The sequence below is a fragment of the Neorhizobium alkalisoli genome (assembly GCF_002968635.1).
Taxonomy (GTDB): Bacteria; Pseudomonadota; Alphaproteobacteria; order Rhizobiales; family Rhizobiaceae; genus Neorhizobium; species Neorhizobium alkalisoli.
In genome coordinates this window covers 448,465-472,374 of sequence record NZ_PVBN01000001.1, presented here as the reverse complement: position 1 = coordinate 472,374, position 23,910 = coordinate 448,465, and the positions used below count along the sequence as shown (strand labels likewise).

The window sequence follows — 23,910 nt, the reverse complement described above, 5'->3', positions numbered from 1 at the left end:
TCTCCTCTGCTGCATTCTGCAGTAAAGGTCAACCCGCGGTCCCCTCGGCAAGGTGCGGCAAAAGGCTTTGCAAGGCATGGGTCGCGCCCGCGACCAGCATCTCATGGCTGACGCTCTCGCGATTGTAGACGAGCCGATTGCCGTCGAGGTCATGCAAGCGCCCGCCGGCTCGTTCCAGGATCAGGTCGGCGGCAGCGAGGTCCCAGTCATGGGAACTGCGCTTGACGACTGTGCCGTCGATCCGGCCATCCGCCACCATGGCCAGCCGGTAGGCAAGCGAAGGGACATGGCGTACGCGCCGCACCTCGGCACGAAAATCGGGGGCGAACTTCTTGACGAGATTTTCGTCGGCCGCAATCACCAGCTCGCCATCGGTGCGGCCGGCGCTGACGGTAATCGATTGCCCGTTCTTGAGCGCAGGCCCGTCTTTCACGGCAGCGAACTCTTCCCCCAGCGCCGGAGCGAAGAGGACGCCCGCGACCGGCCGACCGCGATGCACCACGGCCACCGAAACGCACCAGGTCTTCTCGCCGTTGATAAAGGCGCGGGTGCCATCGATCGGGTCGATCACGAACAGCGTTTCGCAGGAGAGCCGCGCGTCGTCGTCGTCCGTTTCCTCCGAAAGCCAGCCGTAGTTCGGCCGCGCCTTTAAAAGCAGGCCCTGAAGTCGGTCATTTGCAGCGAAATCGGCAGCGCTGACCGGCGACTTGCCTTCGTTTTTCCACCAGACTTCAGGGGAGCGTCCGAAGAAGCCGTGCGCGACCTCGCCCGCCTGATGCGCAGCCTGACGGATAAGTTCGAGGTCTTCCTGCCAACTTTCTCTTTCCATCGGGAATCAGCGTCCCGCCAGCGTCATGCCCTCGATGGCAATCGTCGGCGACGCGACGCCGAACTTTCGGTCGATGTCGTTTGCCGGCGTGATCCGCATGAACATGTCCTTGAGATTGGAGGCGATCGTCACTTCAGAAACGGGAAACGCAAGTTCGCCGTTTTCGATCCAGAAGCCGGTCGCGCCGCGACTATATTCGCCGGTGATCATGTTGACGCCCTGACCAATCAGCTCGGTGACGTAAAAGCCCGTGCCGATGGACCGGATGAGTTCTTGCGGAGAAATGTCGCCCGGTTCCAGAGCCAGATTGGTGGATGCGGGCGTCACGGCGGTTCCGCCGCGCACGCCGCGGCCATTGGTGGAAAGCCCAAGTTCGCGGGCGGTCGAGGTCGACAGGAACCAATGGTTCAGCACGCCGTCCTCGATCATCACCATACGCCGGCCCGAAACGCCTTCTCCATCGAAAGGTCGGGAAGACGAACCGCGCACCACCAGCGGGTCATCGGTGATGTTCAGTCCCGCCCTCAGAACCTGCTGGCCCATCTTGTCGCGCAGGAAGCTCGTCTTGCGCGCGACCGAGGCCCCATTGATCGCGCCGGCGATATGGCCGACGAAACCGCGGGCGATGCGCGGATCGAAAACGACGGTGACATTGCTGCCCGTATCGACCTGGCGGGGATTGATGCGCTTCACCACCCGCTCGCCGGCGCGGCGGCCGATCAGGTTCGGATCGTCCAGATCCGCAGCATAGATGCGGCTGTCAAAATCGTAGTCGCGCTCCATCTTCGTGCCTTCGCCGGCGATCACGCTGACGGAGCGGCCGAAGCGGGTCGCCATATAGCTGCCCGAAAAGCCATGCGAGGTCACGAGAACCAGGCCGCCCATGCCGGCGGATGCGCCGGCGCCGGATGAATTGGTAACGCCGGAAACATCGAGCGCGGCCTGCTCCATTGTCAGCGCCGCCTCTCGCAGATCGTCGGTCGGAAGGTCGGTCGCATCGAAAAGCTCGAGATCGGGGTAGGATCTGGCGAGATCGGCGTCGTCCGCCAGGCAGGCGAACGGATCTTCCGGAGAGACTTTAGCCATGGCGACGGCGCGTTCCGCCAGCGTCTTCATGTCGAAGCCGGGATTAGCCGAAACGCTCGCGACCCGTTTGCCGATGAAGACACGCAGCGAAAAGTCGTCGCTTTCTGAGGCTTCGGTACCCTCGACTTTGCCGAGGCGGACACTTACAGAGCGGGAGCGGGAGCGCACGACCACCGCATCCGCCTGATCCGCCCCCGCGGCCTTGGCTAGATCGATAAGTTCGCTGGCGCGGGAAAGCAGGGAGGCGGAATCGATTTGGGAGGTCATGATTGCAAGCCTTTCATTCTCGCTCCATTTATTGTGCACTGTCGGAAGCATCAAGGCCGGCTCGCCGATTCTTGAGAAGACCATCGCCTATCTAATTCGAAAGTATCCTTATGGCCGCGCCGGATTCCATGTTTTCCCAAATGCTGCTTCTCCTCGGTGGAGCTGTGATCGCAGCACCGTTGTTCAGGAAGCTCGGTCTGGGTACGGTACTCGGGTATCTCGCCGCGGGCGTCGTCATCGGTCCCATCCTGCAGCAGATCGTCGAGACGGAAGAGGTACTGCATTTTTCCGAATTCGGCATCGTTTTCCTGCTGTTCATCATCGGTCTCGAGCTGAAACCTTCGCGACTTTGGCAGATGCGCGGCGACGTCTTCGGGCTTGGCCCCGCACAGGTCGTGATCTCCGGCCTCGCGCTGACCGGGCTCGGCTATCTCGCAAACATGGCGGACTGGCGCGGCAGCCTGATCATCGGCTTTGGCCTGGCACTGTCGTCGACGGCCTTCGCGCTGCAGATCCTGAACGACGACGGCGACATGAACAGCCGTTACGGACAGCGATCCTTCTCCGTCCTCCTGTTCCAGGATCTGGCGATCGTCCCGCTTCTCGCCATGATCACCATCCTTTCTCCCGGAACGGTGGAGGCGGAGGCGACGCCGCTCCTCGACTTTGCGATTGCGGTCGGCGCCGTCGGTGCCATGGTGCTTGCGGGGCGGTACCTTCTGACCCCGATGTTCCAGGTGATTGCTCGCACCGGCGCGCGGGAAGTGATGATCGCCGCGGCCTTGCTGGTCGTGCTCGGATCGGCTGCGGCCATGCAGGCTGTCGACCTTTCCATGGCAATGGGCGCCTTTCTTTCCGGCGTAATGCTTGCCGAATCCTCCTACCGTCATGAACTCGAAGCGGATATCGAGCCCTTCCGCGGCCTGTTGCTGGCGCTGTTCTTCATGGCGGTCGGCCTGTCGCTGGAAGTCGGCGTCATTTTCGACAATCTGCTCTTCATCCTGCCGGCAGTGCCGCTTTTCATGGCGGTGAAGGCATTGATCATCTACGGGCTCTGCCGGCTTTGGGGCTCGCCGCACCAGGATGCGGTGCGGATCGCCGTCCTGTTGCCGCAAGGCGGCGAATTCGGATTTGTGCTGTTCACCACGGCGACCGCGGCCGGCCTTCTCTCCTCCGCCACCGCATCGCTGCTGATTGCGGCAGTGACGCTCTCCATGGCGCTTACGCCGCTCGGAGCGGCACTTTCAAGGCGCTTCCGCAGTGCCGAAACGCGCGAAGAACTCGCAGAGGATTTCAGCGGCGCGGGTGCCGACGTCTTGATGATCGGCTTTTCGCGCTTCGGCCAGATCGCCGCGCAGATCCTGCTTGCCGGCGGTCGCGAGGTCACCGTCATCGACGATTCCGCAGACCGCATCCGGCAGGCGGCGAATTTCGGCTTCCGTATCTATTTCGGGGACGGCACTCGCCGGGACGTGCTGATCGCTTCCGGCATCGAGCGGGCAAAGATCGTCGCGGTCACCACCCAGAAGCGTGAAACGACAGATCATATCGTCGATCTCATTCGCTCGGAATTTCCGGACGTGCGCCTCTTCGTACGGTCCTACGACCGCATCCATTCGCTGTCGCTCCGGGCGCGCAATGTCGACTACGAGCTGCGTGAAACACTCGAATCCGGCCTGCTTTTCGGACGTCATTCGCTGGAAGCCCTCGGCATGAGCGAAAACGAGGCGGAGGAAATCGGCGACGATATCCGCCGGCGGGACGAGGAGCGGCTGCAGATTCAAGCGGTCGAGGGGCTTGGTGCCGGCCGCGAAATGCTGCTCAACCGCCCGGTCCGGCCGGAGCCGCTGATCAAACCGAAGCGAGCAGCCGTCGTGGAAGATGTGAGCTCGGAAACAGCGGTTACCGAGGCCGGTTAGCCTGCGAGATGCCGGATCGACGGCCCGGCGGCTGCGCGGGAAATGGTCCTTTACGTGTTGCGACCGACCATGCCGATGATCGTGTCAAGAAGTTCCATCTTGGCCTGTGAAGCCGTGATCTCCCCGGTCGCAGCAGCATGGGACAACGCTTCTGCCGCGCCAAGCATCGCCCATAGACCCGCCGATCCGATCGCTCTGCTTTTTGCAAAAGGAGCAAGGGCGAGCCGGCATTTTTCCATGAAAACAATTTGATGCGCGCGCTTTATCTTCTCGAGTTCAGGTGAACTTGCCAGGGCCGCGATGACACCAGGTATCTCGCGCCCCTGCGAGAGGACGCAATCCACGTACGAAGACGCGATAACCTCCGCCCGATCGCGCATCTCGGCCTTACTCGCCTGCAATGCGGCGTCGATGATCGCCGTCTGCCGGGCATCGAAATCCAGGTAAAGCGCCGTCAACAGTGCGGGGCGGGTTGGAAAGTGATCATAGACGACCGGTTTGGCGACCCCGGCCCGCTCCGCCAGCCTGCCCAAAGTCAGGGCTTCGGTGCCCTCCTTGCGAACAATTTGCCAGGCCACATCCAGCAACTGCTCGTACCTCGCTTCACGCGTCAAACGCCGACGAGAGCGTTGCGCAGCGTCCTGCTCTATCTCACTTGACATAGCTATATACCAAAAGTAACTTACGAAAAGTATATAACACCATGGCAGTCAGCCACAAGCCTCGTTAACAGGAATCGCCCATGCACGCTCTTATTGTTGTCTCGCATCCCGATCCCAATTCACTCACTCACGCTATCGCCGCCAGCGTCGGCGAAGGCATAGCCTGCGATAAGGCGAATTCTTTTGAAATTGCAGATATCGCGGCGGAGGGATTCGACCCTCGGTTCACGGCTGTGGACCTCGCCGTACACCGACGGCAAGCAACGGCGCCGGGCGATGTCGTGGCAGAGCAGGCGCGGATCGACCGGGCTGACGCCCTCGTGCTGGTCTACCCCGTCTATTGGTGGTCTATGCCGGGTCTCCTGAAAGGATGGATCGATCGTGTTTTCAGCAACGGCTGGGCCTATGACGAACGCGCCGATATGAAACTCGTCAAGAAGCTCCATCACCTTCCCGTGCATTTGGTAGCCGTCGGCGGAGCGGATATGCGCACCTATGCCCGACATGGCTATTTCGGCGCCATGAAGACGCAAATCGACCACGGGATTTTCGGCTATTGCGGTGCGAGAGTGGTGACCTCGGAGCTTATTGTGGAACAGTCGGGACGTGAGGATAACCGGCTGGAAACGGCGCGCTCGATCGGATGCACCCTTTTCAGCAAGCAGACCTCTCGAGCCGCCTAGCGGATTTCAGCCGTCGACAGCGGCAGAGTGAAGCGCGTCGATGGCGCGCTTCAGCTCGTCTTTCACGCCCTCGGACTCGTCCAGGATTTCGCGTGCCCTGAGAAAATCCAGGACCCGGAACCGGTTTACCGAGGGCCGCAGGAAAATCTGCGGCGGATTAAGCTTCAGCTTCAGGGAAATACTCGCCTGCATGGTGAGCTGGCTCGCTCCGAAAAGGCTGTCGATGCGGTTGGGCGGATGCGTGCCGTCGCCTTCCGGCGCGCCGACCACATCGACGCCGATCACCACATCGGCGAGTTCCATCAGCTGCTCGTACGGCACAGGATTAAAGACGCCGCCGTCGATCATGATCCGGCCATTCACCCAGATCGGCATGAACAGGCCGGGAATGGCGGCGGACGCGGCGATCGCCTGGCGCAATTCGCCCTTCTCCAAAACCACCTCGGCCTGGCCATAATAATCGGTGGCCGAGATTTTCATCGGGATTTCGAGATCGGCGAAATCTTTCGGCACCTGAGGCGGCAGGAAAGCATCGAGAATAAGTTCGAGATTGAAGTGACCGAAGCGGAAGCCACCCCGCTTGTCCCGCATGGTTGCCGGACCAAGGCTCCACAGCTTGTTGAGCAGCGTTCCGCGATGACCGACCGTTTCCAGCGTATAGTCACGGATTTCGCGACCGCTCATGCCCGATGCCATGCCAGCGCCCATGATCGCGCCGATCGAGGACCCGGAAATCGCCACGGGGCGAATACCCAGCTCGTCGAGCGCCTCGATGATCTGGATGTGGGAGACACCCCGCGCGCCGCCGCCTCCGAATGCCACGGCAAAAGTCGGATCACCTTTTCGCTCTGTGGCCTCGAGGTCCGGAAAGGCAAGCCGGGTATTCATTCCATTTCCTCTCCGATCGGCTGATAGCGGAAGAAACCAACGCGGGTATCGCCGAAGACGCGGTTTTCGAGCGGCCTGAACACCGGATCGAGCGCCGGCGTCACGTCGGCCCGCTCCTCCAGCACCACAAGCGCTCCGGGAACCAGCCAGCCGCCGGCATGTGCCGAAAGCAGGGCGGCTTCACCCAGCCCCTGACCATAGGGCGGATCGGCAAAAAGGAAATGGAATGGCTCGATGGTGCCGACCATTCCGAGTTTTGTGGCATCGCGACGAAGGATACGCGCCCGGCCATGGAGGCCGAAATTGTCGATGTTCTCCCAGAGGAGGCCACGTCCCTCGACGCCGTTTTCGACGAAAAGCGCATTTCGGCAACCGCGCGACAGGGCTTCCAGGCCCACCGCACCGGTGCCGGCAAAAAGGTCGATCACCCGAGAGCCGTCGATCGCCTCCGGATAGACGTGTCCGATGATATTGAACAGGCTCTCGCGCGTCCGGTCGATGGTCGGCCGGATGTCGTTGCTTTTTGGCGTCGCAAGAGCGCGGCCGCGGAATTCACCACCAACGATCCGCACTGCGGCTTACCCTCTCGGCGTGCGCGGCTTGCCGCCGGGCCTTGCACCACCCGGACGGCCGCCGGGTCTGCCGCCGCCGGGCTTGTCTCGCCCGCCGGACGGTTTCCCGCCAAAACCTTTCCCGCCACCCGGTTTTCCGCCGAATGACTTTCCGCCGGGCTTTCCGCTGCGCGGCTTGTCGCCAAAGGGCCGGTCACCGGCGGGGCGCTCGCCGCGGGCCGGCCTGTCACCAGACGAACGTTCACCACGGGGGCGTTCGGAGCGCCCCTCACTCGAAAACGATCGTGCCGGACGATCGCCATCCTCCCGAGGCTTGCGGTCACCGCGTGGCCTGTCGCTGAAGGGCCGGTCGCCGGCGGGCCGTTCCCCGCGGGCCGGCCTGTCACCAAACGAACGTTCACCGCGGGGGCGTTCGGAGCGCCCCTCGCTCGAAAACGATCGTGCCGGACGATCGCCATCCTCCCGAGGCTTGCGGTCGCCGCGAGGCCTATCGCTGAAGGGCCGGTCGCCCCTCGGCTTGTCGAAAGACCGCTCGCCACGCGGCGGACGATCACCGAAAGCACGGTCGCTGCGCGGACGCTCGGTGCGGCCTTCGCCTTCCGCGCGCGGCTTGCGGTCGCCGCGCGGCTTGTCGCCAAACGCGCGATCGCCCCTGGGCCGATCTCCGAAGGAACGATCACCGCGATCACCGGAAGACCGCTTGCGGCCAAAATCGTCTTTTTCCTGTTTGGCCGGGGCGTCGGCGCGGATCCAGTCGCTGTCCTCTTCGGCTCGCTTGACCACGACGCGGCGATCGTTTTCCGGAGCAGGCTTTTTGAACAGCTGTTCTGCCTCGGCACGAGCAGACGTTTTCTTCACCTTGCCATCGGCGGTCGGCCGGGCACCGGGTGCCATCCAGACATTGGCCGTACGGCTCGTGCCCATCGGCGGCCGCTTCTTGGGACGCTCCTCGCCGAAGTCACGGTCATTGCTCTTGGCGCCGCCCTTGCCGCGCGGCTTGTCGCCGAACTTGCGGTCTCCGGGCCTGGTATCGAGGCGGCCAAGCGCCTTCTCACGACGATCCTCGGGTTTGCCGGATCGCGGACGTTCCGTCCTTTCCGGCTTCTCGGCCCAATCGGGCCGTTCCGCGCGGGCTGGCTTTTCGTCTTCGGCTTCTCGATCGTTATAGATCGGCGCATCGAAGTTCGCCTTGGATTCCTCGATCAGCCTCGGACCGAGCTGGTCGCGCAGCATGCGGCCGCGCACCTCGACGGCACCGCCCTCCGGCAGATCACCGAGCTGGAAGGGGCCGTAGGAAATGCGGATCAGCCGGTTCACCTCGAGGCCGAGCGCTCCGAGGACGTTCTTGATTTCGCGGTTCTTGCCTTCGCGAAGGCCCATGCTGATCCAGACGTTGCGCCCCTGGGTGCGATCGAGCGTCGCGTCGATGGAGCCGTAAAGCACGCCATCCACGGCGATGCCTTCCTTCAGCTTGTCGAGCGCCTCCTGATCGATCTCGCCGTGAGCGCGCACACGATAGCGGCGCAGCCAACCCGTCGTCGGCAGTTCGAGGACGCGCGAAAGACCGCCGTCGTTGGTAAGCAGCAACAGACCTTCGGTGTTGATGTCGAGGCGGCCGATCGACATGACGCGCGGCAGACCTTCCGGCAGATTGTCGAATACGGTCGGACGGCCTTCCGGATCGGAATTGGTGGTCACGAGGCCAGCGGGCTTGTGGTAGAGCCACAGGCGGGTGCGCTCGATACCGCGGATCGGCACACCGTCGACTTCGATCTTGTCGTCGAGCGTCACATTGACGACCGGCGTGTCGAGCACATTGCCGTTCAGCGCGACACGGCCTTCCATGATCATTCGTTCGACATCGCGGCGGGAAGCGACGCCGGCGCGCGCCAGGATCTTCGATATGCGTTCCGCCTTGCCATCGGTGGCAGTGGATACGGTTGCGATCGGAGCGGGCTTGCGCGCCGCCTTCACAGGCTTTTCCTGGGCTGCCTTCGGCGCAAACTTTTTCTTTGCTCCCGCCATGTCGGCAGACGCAGCCTTGGGAGCCGATCTTGGCTTGGTTTCGCGAACGAAGGTCCTGCCTTCGCCGCGCTTCGGCTTGTCTTTTGAATTCATTTGTTGTTTGCCTGAAGCGTGATGTCTAACGGAGCGATCCGGACATTCTTGTTCGTGTTGACTGAGACGGGTTCACGCCCGCAAATCGGGCTCTGGTTGGATGCTTCCTACCAGTTCACGCGATCCGGGTTAAGAGGAAATCGCCGAAATGCCTAATAGCGACGGGTTCATGGATGCGGCACTCGCCGAGGCAAGGGGCGCTGCGGCTCGCGGCGAGGTTCCGGTTGGAGCGGTACTGGTGCTCGACGGCGCAATCATCGCACGATCCGGAAACCGCACCCGCGCCGACAACGACGTGACTGCCCATGCCGAGATCGCCGTCATCCGCGAAGCATCCGCAGCGCTCGGCCAGGAGCGGCTCGCCGGTGCGGATCTCTATGTGACCCTGGAGCCCTGCACGATGTGCGCGGCGGCGATCTCGTTCGCGCGCATCCGCCGCCTCTATTACGGCTCGGAAGATCCCAAAGGCGGAGCGGTCCATAGTGGCGTGCGCTTCTTCCACCAGCCAACCTGCCACCACGCCCCGGACGTCTATTCCGGCCTGGGCGAAACCGAGGCAGCAGACCTGCTCACCGGCTTTTTCAAATCCAAAAGAGATGCGGGCGCGCCCGCCGAACCCGATGAGATCTGATTAGAACAGCTTCCACCAGTCGCTGGACTTCTTCGCGTCCGCGGCTTCCTTGCGACGGCGCTTTTCCTTCTGAAGCTCGGGCTCGCCGACATCGTTCAGATTGGCCGCATCGGTGGAGCGGAACTCCGCCGGCGGTTCGACGAGCGAGCGGCGACGGGCCGAGACATCGACCGTCTCGGCGTCCTGCTTGGCCTTGCGGAAGGCCTCCCATTTTTCGGACTCGGTCATCTGCCCCGCTTCACCCTTGCCGGCCAGCAGCGGAGAACGATAATTCGGATCCTTCTCATTGGCCGCGGCCTCGTCACGCAGGCGCTGACGGGTCTCTTCCGGAGATTCCACCCAGTTCGGGTTGTTCTCGCGGTTGGCGAGCGACTGCTGCGGCGGCGGCAGGTTCGCAGCGTCTCCCTTGGCCACGACCAAAGCCGGGCGGGGATTGTATTTCAGATTGCGCTTCGCTTCGTCATTCTTGCCGCCGAGCGAAACGGACTGACCGAGGTCGTCGGTCAGCTGCTCGAAAGCCGTCTTGTCGGTACCGTAGGTCGGCCCGCCCGCGCAGCCCGAAAGGGTCAATGCCGAGGCGAGGATGCCGGCCACGCCCATGCCGACACGAAACGCAGATGTGGTTATCATCAAAACCCTTCCAGCGGCGTCCGTCCCGACGCCTCAGTCTACTTGCACCCCAAGTGGCGGGAAAATCCGGCCAATTTCAGGCAGAAATACCGGATGACGCGGCAAAGCGCAATCATCCGGCTATTTTGGATCAACCGAGGCGGCCAAGGCTCGCAAGCTCGCGAAGCGCGGCGGCATCGCGGGCCGAGACATCAGGATATTCAGGATCGGACCCTACATCCTTCGTCACCCGCCAGGAGCGGGCGCATTTCAAGCCCTCTGCCAGCGCCGGATCGACAACCACACCCGGCACTTCCGGCAGCCGGAACGCGTCCTGCGGCCCCTCGCCCGCCACGATGGCGATGCCTGACGTGATGCAGGTTTCTTCGAAATCGTGCCCCTCCAGCGCCTTCAGAAGCTCCGGATCGGTCACGTAGACCACCGGTGCCGCCTCGAGCGAGGAGCCGATGCGCTTGTCCTTGCGCTCGATTTCCAGTGCGCCGGTCACGACCGAGCGGACCTTGCGGATCTTCGCCCATTTCTCGGCGACGGCCTCGTTCTTCCATTCGGCCGGGATTGCCGGGAACTGTTCGAGATGCACGGAGACCGCCTGTGGATTGCGGGACAGCCAGGCCTCCTCGGTCGTGAACGGCAGCATCGGAGCAAGCCATGTGACCGTGCAGTTGAAGATCTTGCGGATCACGGCCAGGGCCGCACGCCGGCGCAGCGAAGACGGTGCATCGCAGTAGAGCGCGTCCTTGCGGATGTCGAAATAGAAGGCCGACAGCTCGATATTGGCAAAATCGATGAGCGCGCGGGCGATCTTCTTGAATTCGAAGGCGTCATAACCCTCACGCACGACCTTATCGAGTTCCGCCAGACGATGCAGCATCAGCTTCTCGAGTTCGGGCAGGTCGCCATAAGCGATCTCCTCGCCCTCGTCATGGGCGAGCGTGCCGAGCATCCAGCGGATGGTGTTGCGCAGCTTGCGGTAGGCATCCACATTGGTCTGGATGATCGTCTTGCCGAGGCGCTGGTCTTCCCAATAGTCCGTGGTCATGACCCAGAGACGCAGGATATCGGCACCGGCGTCCTTCATGACGTCCTGCGGCGCCACCACGTTGCCGAGCGACTTCGACATCTTCTGGCCCTTCTCATCCATGGTGAAACCATGAGTGACGACCGTGTCATAGGGCGCGCGGCCGCGGGTGGCGGCGGATTCCAGAAGCGAGGAATGGAACCAGCCGCGATGCTGGTCGGAGCCTTCCAGATAGACGTCGGCCGGCCATTTCAGGTCCGGGCGGTCTTCCAGCGTGAAGGTATGCGTCGAGCCCGAGTCGAACCAGACGTCGAGGATGTCCATGACCTGCGTCCAGCCTTCGTTGGCGCGAGAGCCGAGGAAACGCTCGCGGGCGCCTGCGGCGAACCAGGCGTCGGCGCCTTCGGCATCGAAGGCATCGAGGATGCGCTGGTTGACCGCTTCGTCCTGGAGGATTTGGCCCTCGTCATCCACGAAGACGCAGATCGGTACGCCCCAGGCGCGCTGGCGCGACAGCACCCAGTCCGGACGCTGCTCGATCATGGCGCGCAGACGGTTCTGGCCGCCTGCAGGAACGAAACGCGTGTCATCGATCGCCTTGAGCGCACGCGTGCGCAACGTCGTGCCGTCCTTGAGGTCCTTGTCCATATAGACGAACCACTGCGGCGTATTGCGGAAGATGATCGGCTTCTTCGACCGCCAGGAATGCGGATACTGGTGCTTCAGCCGGCCGCGGGCGAAAAGCGCGCTCCTCTCGATCAGCGCCTTGATGACGCGGTCGTTGGCATCGCCCTTCTTACCGTTGTCGTCCATGACGCGCACGCCGTCGAAACCAGGCGCATCGGCGGTATAGGTGCCGGAATCGTCGACCGGGAACGGGATCTTCGTGTCGATGCCGCGGGCTTCCAGTTCGCGGACGTGATGCGTCCACGCCTCGAAGTCCTCGCGACCGTGGCTCGGGGCCGTGTGCACGAAACCGGTACCGGCATCGTCGGTGACGTGATCGCCGGCGAGCAGCGGGACGGGGAAATCATAACCACCTTCGAGCCCCTTCAGGGGATGATTGGCCGTGATCAAGCTGAGTTCATGTGCCGAGACCTCACCAACACGCTCATACTTGAGTTTAGCTTTGGCAAAGCTTTCGGCAGCCAACGCATCCGCGAAGATCAGCCTCTCACCGGGCCGTGGACCAAAATCGTTTTCGGCAGTCGTGACCTCGTAAAGGCCGTAGGCAACCTTTGGCGAATATGCAATCGCGCGGTTGCCGGGGATGGTCCAAGGTGTAGTAGTCCAGATGACGACATAACAACCGGCATATTTATGCTGAGTAAGCGCCCATTCCGGAGTTTGAACACCTTCTTGATCTCTGCCGACTTGGGGAGCCATGTAGCGTGATTCAGGGATCGGGAACTTCACCCAGATCGTATCGCTCTCGTAGTCCTGATATTCGACTTCCGCTTCCGCCAGCGCGGTGCGCTCGACGACCGACCACATGATCGGCTTCGAGCCGCGATAGAGCTGGCCGCTCTTGGCGATCTTCAGAAGCTCGCCGGCGATGCGGCTTTCCGCGTGAAAATTCATCGTCAGATACGGATTGTCGAAGTCGCCGACGATGCCGAGGCGCTTGAATTCGTCGCCCTGAACCTTGATCCACTTTTCCGCATAGGCGCGGCACTCGCGGCGGAACTCGATCATCGCGTCCGGCTGTTTGAGGTCCGGCTTCTGCTTGCCCTTGGAGCGGTAATTCTCCTCCTCGATCTTCCACTCGATCGGCAGGCCGTGGCAGTCCCAGCCGGGAACGTAGTTCGAGTCGAACCCGCGCATCTGGAACGAGCGAGTGATCACGTCCTTGAGGATCTTGTTCAGCGCGTGGCCGATATGGATATTGCCGTTTGCATAAGGCGGGCCGTCGTGCAGCACGAACTTTTCGCGACCGGCGGCGGAGGCGCGCAGTTGCTTGTAGAGGTCCATCTGCTGCCAGCGGGCAACCAGTTCCGGCTCCTTCTGCGGCAGTCCGGCGCGCATCGGGAAGTCGGTTTCAGGCAGATAGAGGGTCTTCGAGTAGTCGAGCTTTTCGGCGGTATCGGTCATATCGGTCATGGGCGGGTAATCGTCTCTGGCAGCGCTCAAGGGGCGCATCTTGGATGAAAATTCGGTGGCGGAAGGCGCTTCGTGCAAGCGCCGAAAACCCGGACCCTCCGGCCGCTCCTAAAGCGCGCGGAAGGCCGGGCCTATAATTCGAATGATCTGAGCCAGCCGGAATTCTTTCATAATGGGGTTCCTTAAGGGTTTTTGCGGCGGAAAGGAAGGGGATTCCCGCCGTCAATTTCGTCCGAAAACCGGATTTGATTTTGATGCCATTTGCGCATATATTTTGTGGCAAATGGCACGGAGCTCCACATGGCACACGCGTTGAATCGGAACGAAGGCGTAAGCTCCATCCACAAACTCATTGAGATGGCGGCCAAGGGCCGATTTCGCCGCTTTGACGGAAAGTCTATCGAAACTCTGAAAGAACACGGCTATTCGATAGACGAAATACATAGATTTGTGGCACCTCGGCGAACTCTTGCGCGTCGTATTGAGAAAGAAGAGCCTCTTACTGTCTCGGAGAATGATAGCGCTCAGCGTCTATTGAATATCGCTGAGCTTGCGGAACGTATTCTGGGCGACAAGGAGAGGGCGCAGAGATGGCTGCGGACACCCTCTCGCGCACTCAACAAAGTGGTTCCTCTTGATTTGCTTGAGTCCGAAACGGGAGCACGGCTCGTAGAAGAAGAGCTTTTACGTATCGAATACGGCATTTATTTCTGAGATGCATCTTTGGCGGATTTCCAAATATGCGGATTTGACGGGCCGCGGCGGCGTCTTGCTGGAAGGCCGCTGGCATCGAAAAGGAATACCGGTCGTATATTGCTCGGATCATCCGTCTACATCGTTGCTGGAGATTTTGGTTCATTTCGAGCCCGATCAGATCCCACCCTCTTTCCAGCTGATTAAGATCCGCTGCCCGGATGAAGTATCGATTTTCAATCAGATCGAAAGAGGACCGGAGCTCGGTCGTAGAGAAAAAGAACTCTGGGAACTGATCGCGACAGGAACGCCGGTAGAAGTGCTGGCAGACCAGCTCGGCATTTCTTTAAAGACAGTAGAAGCGTATATAAAATCAATCCAAGATAAAATGCCGGCCGCCTCAGATCTGCCTACTGCGCTCGCGGACGTAATGCAGAAGCCAATTGAAAATAAACAGCTTTCGCAGTCAATTGGCATGAAATGGCTTGAGAACGGCCAATACTGCCTTATGCGCGTCCCGTCATTCGTGATGCCCGCAGCCAACAACTATCTGATAAACCCGCGCCATTCGCAGGCAGCCGAAATTATCGTCGAGGACGTCATCTCCTACCCCTTCGACAGCCGGCTGCTCCGCTAGCCCATCAAAACGCGATCTTTGCGTCCAGCTCGCCTAACGGCCTCACGCCGGAAAGTAGCGCGCGCGCCTCTTCCTCATCCCGTTTGATCTGGGCGACCAGCGGGTCGAGGCCGTCAAATTTCAATTCGTCGCGCAGATGCCCGAAGAAAGAGACGGAGCAGATTTCGCCATAAAGGCTGCCGGAGAAATCGAAGACATAGGTTTCGAGCAGCGGCACACCGTTTTCCGTCACGGTCGGGCGGCGTCCATAGCTCGCTACACCGTCATAGAGCCTCCCGTCGGCACGGCGAAAGTGGACGGCATAAATGCCGGGCTTCAGTTCCGCTTCCGGTGGAAGCTGCATGTTGGCGGTGGGAAAGCCGAGCTGACGGCCGAGCTTTTCGCCGCCGATCACTTCGGCCTCCACTGTATATCTATAACCAAGCGAACCAGCTGCGGCGGCCACATCGCCTTCGCCCAGCAGCGCCCGGATGCGGCTGGAGGAAATGACCTCGGCATTCTCGTCACGGAACGCGTCCATCAGGGAGACCGTGAAGCCGTGCCGTTCTCCGGAAGCCATCAGGAAGGCGGGGCCGCCTTCCCTGCCCTTGCCGAAATGGAAGTCGAAGCCGGTGACGACGGCGCTGGCATGAAGCCAGTCGACCAGGATCGTCTGGATGAACTCTTCCGCCGAGCGCGTCGAAAATTCACGATCGAAAGGATATTCGATCACCGAACGGAAGCCCATCGCCTCCAGAAGGCGGGCCTTCATGGGCGCGGGCGTCAGGCGGAAGACCGGTTCTTCGGGCCTAAACACCGTTCGCGGGTGCGGCTCGAATGTCAGCACCAGCGCCGGAACGCCCCGCTCCGCTGCAAGCGTCAGCGCGCGCTCCAGCACGCTGCGGTGACCGCGGTGCACCCCGTCGAAATTGCCGATCGCCACCACGCCGCCCTTCAGCACTTCGGGCAGCGGTTCCTTTTTCTCATTGCGATGAAATACGGTCATCGATGCAATTTCCGCTTCAGGCCAGACGCGGCATCCAGTATTTCGGCGTCGCATTCTCGCGCTTCAGCCACGCGTTCAAGATCGCCTCGTCCGTTTGACCGTTGATCGTATATTCCGCCACATGGATGCCGCTGCTGATATAAAGCAGGTCGAGACCGTAGGCGAGAGCGCCGCGCACGTCGGTCGGCATGCCGTCACCGATGGCCAGAACCCGGCTCATGGGGAAATCGCCGCGCACTTCGCGAGCCGCATCCAAAGTCGCCTCGTAGATCGGCCTGTGCGGCTTGCCGGCGACCCGGGTCTTGCCACCCAGCTCTTCGTAATAGGCCGCGACTGCCCCCGCACAGGGAATGATGCGATGGCCGCGCTCGACCACCAGATCAGGGTTGGCACAGATCAGCGGCACGTCGCGCTTGGCAAAGCCTGTCAGCATGTCGGTATAGTCTTCCGGCACTTCCTCTTCGTCGTCGAAGAAGCCCGTGCAGACGATGCAATCCGCCTGTTCGGCAGAAACGACTTCCACGCCGAGGCCATCGAACAGGTTGAGATCGCGGTCCGGGCCGATCAGGAAGACCTTCTTCGGGCCGTCGACGATCAGGTGCTGCGTCACGTCACCGGACGTCACGATGCGGTCGTAGGTTTCATCCGGCACACCGAGTGCGCGCATCTGCTGGATGACACCGGGCGCCGGGCGCGGCGAATTGGTGATGAGGACAACGGTCGCCCCCGCTTCACGAGCGGCGGCGAGCGCCTTGCAGGAATGCATGAACGGGTCGACGCCGTTGTGAACGACGCCCCAGACGTCGGAAAGAACCACGTCATACTCGCCGATGACTTCGCTCAGATTCTGGATGCGCTTTGCCATACCTGCCTGCCTCGTGATTTCGATTGGCGCTGATGTCGCAAAGCTTGCCCGCGAAGGCAAGGAGATTTGCGTTCCACGTCCGTCGATTTCACCGCAGCGTCACAGAAGCGCCGGAAGCTTGAGCGCCAGACCGGCGAGAGCGCATATGGCCAGCACAGGCACCATGCCAACCTTCATCCGGAACAACAGAAACGCCGAAAGCAGGAAAAGCAGGAAGGCGACGAGGTCGAGGCTCGTCCAGACAGGCCAGGAAACATGAAGTCCGGCCGCCTGCCACAGTGAGATCTCTCCGACCTCGCGGAACAGGACATGCATGCCGAACCAGACGGCGAGATTGAGGATGACCCCGACTACAGCGGCCGTGATCGCCGAGAGGGCCGCGGAAAATGTCGCATTGCCGCGGAGCCGCTCGATGAAGGGTGCTCCGGCAAAAATCCAGATGAAGCTCGGCACGAAGGTGGCCCATGCGACCAGCAGGGCGCCGACGACGCCGCCCGCGACAGGCCCAAGTCCCGCAGCCTCGCGGAAGCCGACAAGGAAGCCAACGAAGGAAAGCACCAATACCAACGGCCCCGGCGTGGTTTCGGCCAGGGCAAGTCCGTCCAGCATCTCGCCCGGCTTCAACCAGCCGTAGTCCTGGACTGCGACCTGCGCCACATAGGCAAGCACCGCATAAGCGCCGCCGAAGGTGACCAGTGCCATCTTGGAGAAGAAAGTGAACATGGCCGACAGCGCTTCGGTGCCCGAAACCAGCCAGAGGGCCAGGAGCGGAAGCTGCCAGACACCGATCCAGAAGAGAAGCGTCGCAATCGCCTTCAAAGCCGGCGGACGTTTTGGAAGATCGATAGGCGCGGCTGTTCCGGTCGGCTGGCCGCCGGAACGGGCGGAGACGAAGCCCGCTATGCCCGCCATCAGCACGACCAGCGGAAACGGCAGGCTGAAAAAGAACAGCGAGATGAAGGCCAGAGCCGCGATGGCGAAGAGGAGCCGGCTCTTCAGCGTCTTGCGCCCGAGCCGGATCACCGCCTCGACGACGATCGCCAGCACCGCCGCCTTCAGACCAAAGAAGAGACCGGTCAGCCAGGTCGTGTCCTGATAGAGCGAATAGGCTGTCGAAAGTGCAATAATGACCGCCAAACCAGGCAGCACGAAGAGCAGTCCGGCGATCATGCCGCCCCGCACGCCGTGCTTCAGCCAGCCGATGTAGGTTGCAAGCTGCTGTGCCTCCGGTCCTGGAAGCAGCATGCAGTAGTTCAGCGCATGGAGAAACCGCTCCTCGGAGATCCAGCGTCTCTCATCGACCAAGATCCGATGCATCAGGCCGATCTGCCCCGCCGGTCCACCGAAACTCAAAAACCCGATCCGGGCGAAAACCGACGTCATTTCGGAGAATGTCGGCTCCGCCGAAACGTCTTCCCCTGCCATCTGCTCGATCACCGTTTCATTTCCTTGGGCCATGCACCACCCAATCATGTTTTTCGTCCGTCGCGTCGCGTGCCCAGCGATAAAGCGCATCATAGATCAGCATACCCTGCTCCAACTGCTCCAGATCGTCGGAATACATGCGCGACAGACCGAGTGAAATCGCCAGAAGGCCCGCGGCCTGTGGCTCCAGGTCGGGGCGATCGGTGTCAGCGCCGCGGACGATGCGGGCGAGATGTGCGAGCGCCGGAAACACAAGGCCAAACTCTTCAACCATGATGTCGAAGCTGCAGAGTTCGCCGCGATGGCTCCAGAAAACGCCTTCGACATCGAAAGGCGTCGCACCGAAGCGCTCGGCGACGGCTTCGACCTCCGCGGCCGAGACGAACAGGAAAGCGGCGTCGGGATCGACGAAGCGGCGGATCAGCCAGGGACAGGCAATGCGGTCGATCTTCGGCCGGGCTCGCGTTACCCAGAGTGTCGCGCCGTTGGTTTTCCTTTCGGGAATCTTTTCCAGAGGCAGGAGCGGCAGCCCGAGCTCCCGCCAGCTTTCGAAACCTCCCTCCAGAACCTCCGCCTCGGCACCCGCTATGCGCAGGAACGCCGCAACGCCTTCGCTTAGCTTGCGGCCCTTCTGGCAAACAACTACTACCCATCGCCCTTTGAACGACGGCGCCCAATCAGCGACGTCGTCGTGGGCCTTCTTCAGCGAAGCCGGCAGCAGGAAGGGGCTCTCGGCAAAGTCGTCCCGATCGCGGACGTCGATAATCACCGGCGCCTTGGGCGTGCCGATGAGTCGTGCCAATTTCTCAGGTGAAATCGCGTTATAGGTCGCCATGGTCGTGCCCTCTAAGGTTCATATGTGATAGTCATATGAAGGACGCGAATTTCGGCATGGCGCCTCGTGGGGCACTCGCAGACCCCATGCTTCATTTAGACGAAATTGCGTCTCAAGAGTCAAGCTTCAGCAATCAGCCGGCTCTGTCGCAAAGCGTGGTTTTTTCCATCGCGATCCTTGACTCTTTCCCTTGCCGGGCCTACATCCGCGGCGCTTAGCACTCCCTGGAGGTGAGTGCTAACATTCCAGCGGATCATCACGTGATCCGTCAATGTCATTTGATCGAGGGATTAGACAATGGCAAGCACCAATTTCCGCCCCCTGCACGACCGCGTCGTCGTTCGTCGCGTCGAGTCTGAAGAGAAGACCAAGGGCGGCATCATCATTCCGGACACCGCCAAGGAAAAGCCGCAGGAAGGCGAAATCGTCGCCGTCGGTTCGGGCGCCCGCGATGAGTCCGGCAAGGTCGTCGCTCTCGACGTCAAGGCCGGCGACCGCGTTCTCTTCGGCAAGTGGTCCGGCACTGAAGTCAAGATCAACGGCGAAGACCTTCTGATCATGAAGGAAGCCGACATCATGGGCATCATCGGCTGATCTCAGTCCGATAGCTTTCACTGAAATATCGCTGACACCCCTTTTCAGGAGTTCTCAAAATGGCAGCTAAGGAAATCAAGTTCGGCCGCACCGCGCGCGAAAAGATGCTGCGCGGCGTCGACATTCTCGCTGACGCAGTCAAGGTAACGCTCGGTCCGAAGGGCCGCAACGTCATCATCGACAAGTCCTTCGGCGCTCCGCGCATCACCAAGGACGGCGTATCGGTCGCCAAGGAAATCGAACTGGAAGACAAGTTCGAGAACATGGGCGCCCAGATGGTCCGCGAAGTCGCTTCGAAGACCAACGACATCGCCGGTGACGGCACCACGACTGCAACCGTTCTCGCCCAGGCGATCGTTCGCGAAGGCGGCAAGGCCGTTGCAGCCGGCATGAACCCGATGGACCTGAAGCGCGGCATCGACCTCGCCGTTGCAGAAGTCGTCAAGGATCTCCAGGCCAAGGCCAAGAAGATCAACACGTCCGAAGAAGTTGCCCAGGTCGGCACGATTTCCGCAAACGGCGAGCGCCAGATCGGCCTCGACATTGCAGAAGCCATGCAGAAGGTCGGCAACGAAGGCGTCATCACGGTTGAAGAAGCCAAGACCGCCGAGACCGAACTCGAAGTCGTCGAAGGCATGCAGTTCGACCGCGGCTACCTGTCGCCCTACTTCGTGACCAATCCGGAAAAGATGATCGCCGACCTCGACGACGCTTTCATCCTCCTCCACGAGAAGAAGCTCTCGAACCTGCAGGCGATGCTTCCGGTTCTGGAAGCCGTCGTTCAGACCGGCAAGCCGCTCCTCATCATCGCTGAAGACGTCGAAGGCGAAGCTCTTGCAACGCTCGTCGTCAACAAGCTGCGTGGCGGCCTCAAGATCGCTGCCGTCAAGGCTCCGGGCTTCGGCGACCGCCGCAAGGCCATGCTCGAAGACATCGCCATCCTGACGGGCGGCACTGTCATCTCCGAAGACCTCGGCATCAAGCTCGAAAATGTCACGCTCGACATGCTCGGCCGTTCCAAGAAGGTTTCGATCTCCAAGGAAAACACCACGATCGTCGACGGCGCCGGCTCCAAGGCCGACATCGAAGGCCGCGTCAACCAGATCAAGGCGCAGATCGAGGAAACCACCTCGGACTACGACCGCGAAAAGCTGCAGGAACGTCTTGCCAAGCTCGCTGGCGGCGTTGCCGTGATCCGCGTCGGCGGCTCCACGGAAGTCGAAGTCAAGGAAAAGAAGGATCGCATCGACGACGCGCTCAACGCGACCCGCGCTGCCGTTCAGGAAGGCATCGTACCGGGCGGCGGCGTCGCTCTGCTGCGCTCTTCCACGAAGATCACCATCAAGGGCGCCAACGACGACCAGGAAGCCGGCATCAACATCGTCCGCAAGGCGCTGCAGTCGCTGGTTCGCCAGATCGCCGAGAACGCCGGTGACGAAGCTTCGATCGTCGTGGGCAAGATCCTCGACAAGAACGAAGACAACTACGGCTACAACGCCCAGACCGGCGAATATGGCGACCTGATCCAGCTCGGCATCGTCGACCCGGTCAAGGTTGTCCGCACCGCTCTGCAGAACGCAGCTTCGGTTGCTTCGCTGCTGATCACCACCGAAGCCATGATCGCCGAACTTCCGAAGAAGGAAGCTGCAGGCGGCGGCATGCCAGGCGGCATGGGCGGAATGGGCGGAATGGACATGATGTAAGACCTTCGGGTCTGACATCTGGGCCATCCGGTTCAGTTCAGGAAGGGCGGTTTTCGAACCGCCCTTTTTCTTTGCTCTGGTCCATGCAAGACGACCGAAACCACCGCTGACAAAAGCCGCGACGGGAACTACAGTCGCCACATGAGCTTCTTTGAGAGCCTGCTTGTCCTCTTGCTTGTCGCGGTCGTGCTGTTGCAGGTCTCGCGCCGTCTTTCCGTGCCCTATCCGTCCATGCTCGCACTGGCGGGTGCAGCGGTCGCGCTGGTGCCGGGCATGCCTTACATTTCGCTGGAGCCTGCGACGGCTCTTGCTCTCTTCATCGCGCCGGCGCTGCTCGATGCCGCTTTCGATTTTCCGGTCGGAATCGCGCGCCGCTTCTGGTTACCGCTCCTCGTCTTTGCGATCGGGGGCGTGGCCGTCACTGCCGCTGCCGTCGCCTTCGTCGGCTGGGCCGTCGCCGGTCTGCCGCTGGCTGCAGCGCTTGTTCTCGGCGCGATTGTCGCACCGCCCGATGCGGCGGCTGCAACGGCAGTGCTTTCGTCCATGGCCATCCCACGCACGACCGACACCGTGCTTCGAGGCGAGAGCCTATTCAACGATGCCGCAGCCCTGCTGATCTTCGATGCGGCCTTGGCGGTGCAATCCGCAGGCAGCCTCAACACGCCCGTCGCTCTGCATCTCACGCTCGCAGTGCCGGGCGGCATCCTGCTCGGGATCGCCGCCGCATTGCTGGTCAGACGCCTCTACGGTCTTGTCAGCGGCACACTTGGCGGCAATCTCCTGCAGTTCGTCCAAACGTTCCTGCTCTGGATCGCCGCCGCGCGGCTGGGGCTTTCGGCCGTACTTGCCATCGTCGCCTTCGCGATGATGCTGGCACGTAGCGACGGGACGCGGTCTTCGGCGCGCATGCGCGTTCAGTCCTACGCAGTCTGGAGCGCCGTCGTCTTCGTGCTCAACGTGATGGCTTTCCTGCTGATGGGCATGCAGGTGCGCGATATTGTCGGCGACATGCCGGCCGATCATCTCGGTGAAGCGATCCGTTTTGCCCTGCTCACTGTGGTTATCGTCATCGTTGTCCGTTTTGTTATCTGCGTCGGCTTCAACCGGATACAGGCCTTATACGCCCGGTGGCATGGTCAGCCCGAACCGGCAACGATAAGGCAGGCGCTGCTCGCCGGCTGGTGCGGCATGCGCGGGCTGGTGACGCTCGCTACCGCTTTCGCCCTGCCTGAGAATTTTCCGCAGCGCGACATGGTGGTCCTCACGGCCTTCGCCGTCGTTCTCGCAACCCTCGTGGTTCAGGGACTGACACTGGCGCCGATCATTCGCCTGCTCGGCCTCGATCGCCGGGCTGCGGGCAGCGGTGAACTGGCAGCACGGCGGAGCGAAATTGCCAGCGCCGGTCTTGCTCCGCTCGAAGGGCTGCAGGAACCGGAAGCCCAGTTGCTGCAATCAAAGTTCCGGCTCGAACAGCAGGCGATAGCTGACTCGGCGGGTGCCGCGTCTCTCGAAACCTATCGTCGGCTGGCGTTGATGGCGATCGCCGCCCAACGCGACGAGCTCGACCGGTTGCGGGTGAACCACAAGGTCAATGTCGACGAATACAATCTTCTGCTTGAAGAGATCGACTGGCGTGAGCTTTCCGTCCTGCCGGAAGAGGCCCGGCGCATCGAGGAAATCTGATCGCTTTGTCAAAGTCCGTGAAAGCGTTCGGCGCCGCTCCGTTCACTTTTCGTAGACAAAGCGTCTATCATTGTTCATCTTCCGAACACAGTCGAAAACGGGCAAATAGACGTTCAGCAAATTCAACCGTCTGTCGACCCACAGACCCACTGATCGGAGATTAAAATGTCCACCACTTCTACCAATTCCCTGCTTCTCGTCAGCCGCCTTCTCCTGTCCGGCATGTTCGTCATTTCCGGCTTTCAGAAGCTCGTCGATCCGGCCGGCACCGCCGGCATGATCACCGGCGCCGGCCTTCCCGCCGCCACCTTGCTCGCCTATGCCGCCGGCATCTTCGAACTTGTCGCAGGTCTCGCCGTGCTGACCGGCTTCCAGACCCGCATCGCAGCGCTGCTGCTGGCTGGCTTCTCGCTGTTCACCGGACTGGTCTTCCATTCCGGCGCCATCGCCATCCCCGGCTTTCCGGATGCGGCAAACGGCCTGCTCACCCTCTTCAATAGCCTGATGATGATGAAGAACATCACGATCGCAGGCGGCTTCCTGGCCCTCGCTGCCGTCGGTGCCGGCGCCTACTCGATCGACGCCCGCCGCGGTTCTGTCGCAATCGCTGCCTAAGCTTTGCGAGTTCCCTGCCTTTTACCTGATCCGCCGGACATCCGTCCGGCGGATTTTTTTTCGGCTCAATCCGTCTCGCGTGACGGCAACTCGCCGAGCTTGGAAAGCCACGGAGCCGCCGAACGGCACCAGACCTGACGCTGCGGCTTCAGTTCCATCCGCTGATCGATGCTTCCCCAGCGAATACCCCAGATTTTCGCAGCATCCCCCTCGCCGTTGACGAAAAGCTGCGAGCCGCATTCCGGGCAGAAATACTGGAGCCGACCGCGGCCGCTTTCCGCGGTCTTGCGATATTGCTTCGGTGGCTTGCCGGTGAGTTTGAGGTCGCTTTCCGGAACAACGGCGGTGACCCTGAAAGGGGAGCCCGTGAGCTGCTGGCAATCGGTGCAATGGCAGATGGAAACCCTCTGCGGGTCAAGCTCGGCTTCGTAGGTTACATGCCCGCAATGGCATCTGCCGGTGATATGCATCG

22 protein-coding genes are annotated in these 23,910 nt (G+C 61.5%); 9 read left to right on the top strand and 13 right to left on the bottom strand.

Going from position 1 to position 23,910, the window contains the following annotated elements; genetic code table 11:
• Positions 1 to 28 precede the first annotated feature (28 nt).
• A complete protein-coding gene (locus tag C5L13_RS02240; protein WP_105381614.1) occupies positions 29 to 829 on the bottom strand; it encodes a 3'(2'),5'-bisphosphate nucleotidase CysQ in 801 nt (266 codons plus the stop codon).
• 6 nt (positions 830 to 835) lie between these two features.
• Positions 836 to 2,182, bottom strand: coding sequence for a TldD/PmbA family protein (locus C5L13_RS02235; RefSeq protein WP_105382041.1), 1,347 nt, complete (start codon positions 2,180 to 2,182; stop codon positions 836 to 838).
• A 110-nt stretch (positions 2,183 to 2,292) separates the two neighbouring features.
• Here C5L13_RS02235 and C5L13_RS02230 point away from each other — a divergent pair, with 110 nt between their 5' ends.
• Positions 2,293 to 4,101, top strand: a complete 1,809-nt coding sequence (locus tag C5L13_RS02230; protein ID WP_105381613.1) for a monovalent cation:proton antiporter-2 (CPA2) family protein — start codon at positions 2,293 to 2,295, stop codon at positions 4,099 to 4,101.
• A gap of 50 nt (positions 4,102 to 4,151) precedes the next feature.
• Here the strand turns inward: C5L13_RS02230 and C5L13_RS02225 are convergent, their stop codons facing one another.
• Positions 4,152 to 4,763 carry a TetR/AcrR family transcriptional regulator gene (locus C5L13_RS02225; protein ID WP_105381612.1) on the bottom strand — a complete coding sequence of 204 codons (612 nt, stop codon included), beginning with the start codon at positions 4,761 to 4,763 and terminating at the stop codon, positions 4,152 to 4,154.
• An 80-nt stretch (positions 4,764 to 4,843) separates the two neighbouring features.
• Here C5L13_RS02225 and C5L13_RS02220 point away from each other — a divergent pair, with 80 nt between their 5' ends.
• On the top strand, positions 4,844 to 5,446 hold the full coding sequence (locus C5L13_RS02220) for an NAD(P)H-dependent oxidoreductase (protein ID WP_105381611.1): 603 nt from the start codon (positions 4,844 to 4,846) through the stop codon (positions 5,444 to 5,446).
• Positions 5,447 to 5,452: 6 nt separating this feature from the next.
• Here C5L13_RS02220 and C5L13_RS02215 read toward each other — a convergent pair whose 3' ends face one another.
• From C5L13_RS02215 to C5L13_RS02205, 3 genes are read right to left on the bottom strand one after another with little or no spacing between them, the layout of a single operon-like run.
• Positions 5,453 to 6,334, bottom strand: a complete 882-nt coding sequence (locus tag C5L13_RS02215) for a patatin-like phospholipase family protein (RefSeq protein WP_105381610.1) — start codon at positions 6,332 to 6,334, stop codon at positions 5,453 to 5,455.
• Complete coding sequence (gene rsmD / locus C5L13_RS02210) at positions 6,331 to 6,906, bottom strand: 16S rRNA (guanine(966)-N(2))-methyltransferase RsmD (protein WP_105381609.1); 576 nt, start codon at positions 6,904 to 6,906, stop codon at positions 6,331 to 6,333. Before rsmD ends, C5L13_RS02215 begins: the two co-directional genes overlap by 4 nt.
• A gap of 6 nt (positions 6,907 to 6,912) precedes the next feature.
• Entirely contained in the window at positions 6,913 to 9,024 is a 2,112-nt protein-coding gene (locus tag C5L13_RS02205) for a pseudouridine synthase (RefSeq protein WP_105381608.1), read from the bottom strand.
• Positions 9,025 to 9,172: 148 nt separating this feature from the next.
• On the opposite strand from C5L13_RS02205, the gene C5L13_RS02200 reads away from it, so the two are divergent.
• Positions 9,173 to 9,655: a nucleoside deaminase gene (locus tag C5L13_RS02200; RefSeq protein ID WP_105381607.1), complete on the top strand. Its 483-nt coding sequence runs from the start codon at positions 9,173 to 9,175 to the stop codon at positions 9,653 to 9,655.
• Here the strand turns inward: C5L13_RS02200 and C5L13_RS02195 are convergent, their stop codons facing one another.
• Positions 9,656 to 10,285 (bottom strand): hypothetical protein, encoded by a 630-nt coding sequence (locus C5L13_RS02195; RefSeq protein WP_105381606.1) that lies wholly within the window; start codon positions 10,283 to 10,285, stop codon positions 9,656 to 9,658.
• Between the two features lie 130 nt (positions 10,286 to 10,415).
• The gene (gene ileS, locus C5L13_RS02190) at positions 10,416 to 13,394 is read right to left on the bottom strand and encodes an isoleucine--tRNA ligase (protein WP_105382040.1); all 2,979 of its coding nucleotides are present in this window, start codon (positions 13,392 to 13,394) and stop codon (positions 10,416 to 10,418) included.
• Between the two features lie 309 nt (positions 13,395 to 13,703).
• On the opposite strand from ileS, the gene C5L13_RS02180 reads away from it, so the two are divergent.
• Both C5L13_RS02180 and C5L13_RS02175 read left to right on the top strand, forming a co-directional pair.
• A complete protein-coding gene (locus tag C5L13_RS02180) occupies positions 13,704 to 14,117 on the top strand; it encodes an antitoxin Xre/MbcA/ParS toxin-binding domain-containing protein (protein WP_105381605.1) in 414 nt (137 codons plus the stop codon).
• Between the two features lies 1 nt (position 14,118).
• Positions 14,119 to 14,733, top strand: a complete 615-nt coding sequence (locus C5L13_RS02175; RefSeq protein WP_105381604.1) for an RES family NAD+ phosphorylase — start codon at positions 14,119 to 14,121, stop codon at positions 14,731 to 14,733.
• Between the two features lie 4 nt (positions 14,734 to 14,737).
• Here C5L13_RS02175 and C5L13_RS02170 read toward each other — a convergent pair whose 3' ends face one another.
• From C5L13_RS02170 to C5L13_RS02155, 4 genes are all read right to left on the bottom strand, one after another.
• On the bottom strand, positions 14,738 to 15,718 hold the full coding sequence (locus C5L13_RS02170; RefSeq protein ID WP_105381603.1) for a bifunctional riboflavin kinase/FAD synthetase: 981 nt from the start codon (positions 15,716 to 15,718) through the stop codon (positions 14,738 to 14,740).
• A 16-nt stretch (positions 15,719 to 15,734) separates the two neighbouring features.
• Positions 15,735 to 16,583, bottom strand: a complete 849-nt coding sequence (locus tag C5L13_RS02165) for a TIGR01459 family HAD-type hydrolase (protein ID WP_105381602.1) — start codon at positions 16,581 to 16,583, stop codon at positions 15,735 to 15,737.
• Positions 16,584 to 16,682: 99 nt separating this feature from the next.
• Entirely contained in the window at positions 16,683 to 18,041 is a 1,359-nt protein-coding gene (chrA, locus tag C5L13_RS02160; protein ID WP_245423211.1) for a chromate efflux transporter, read from the bottom strand.
• Positions 18,025 to 18,843 carry a chromate resistance protein ChrB domain-containing protein gene (locus tag C5L13_RS02155; RefSeq protein ID WP_105381600.1) on the bottom strand — a complete coding sequence of 273 codons (819 nt, stop codon included), beginning with the start codon at positions 18,841 to 18,843 and terminating at the stop codon, positions 18,025 to 18,027. Before C5L13_RS02155 ends, chrA begins: the two co-directional genes overlap by 17 nt.
• 297 nt (positions 18,844 to 19,140) lie before the next feature.
• Between C5L13_RS02155 and groES the strand changes: the two genes are divergently transcribed.
• The 4 genes from groES (at position 19,141) to C5L13_RS02130 (ending at position 23,438) form a co-directional block, all read left to right on the top strand.
• On the top strand, positions 19,141 to 19,437 hold the full coding sequence (gene groES, locus C5L13_RS02145) for a co-chaperone GroES (RefSeq protein ID WP_004675403.1): 297 nt from the start codon (positions 19,141 to 19,143) through the stop codon (positions 19,435 to 19,437).
• Between the two features lie 59 nt (positions 19,438 to 19,496).
• The gene (gene groL / locus C5L13_RS02140; RefSeq protein WP_105381598.1) at positions 19,497 to 21,140 is read left to right on the top strand and encodes a chaperonin GroEL; all 1,644 of its coding nucleotides are present in this window, start codon (positions 19,497 to 19,499) and stop codon (positions 21,138 to 21,140) included.
• Between the two features lie 141 nt (positions 21,141 to 21,281).
• Positions 21,282 to 22,823, top strand: a complete 1,542-nt coding sequence (locus C5L13_RS02135; protein WP_105381597.1) for a cation:proton antiporter — start codon at positions 21,282 to 21,284, stop codon at positions 22,821 to 22,823.
• A gap of 165 nt (positions 22,824 to 22,988) precedes the next feature.
• Complete coding sequence (locus tag C5L13_RS02130; RefSeq protein WP_105381596.1) at positions 22,989 to 23,438, top strand: DoxX family protein; 450 nt, start codon at positions 22,989 to 22,991, stop codon at positions 23,436 to 23,438.
• 65 nt (positions 23,439 to 23,503) lie between these two features.
• Here the strand turns inward: C5L13_RS02130 and C5L13_RS02125 are convergent, their stop codons facing one another.
• A complete protein-coding gene (locus C5L13_RS02125; RefSeq protein ID WP_105381595.1) occupies positions 23,504 to 23,908 on the bottom strand; it encodes a GFA family protein in 405 nt (134 codons plus the stop codon).
• Between the last annotated feature and the right edge of the window lie 2 nt (positions 23,909 to 23,910).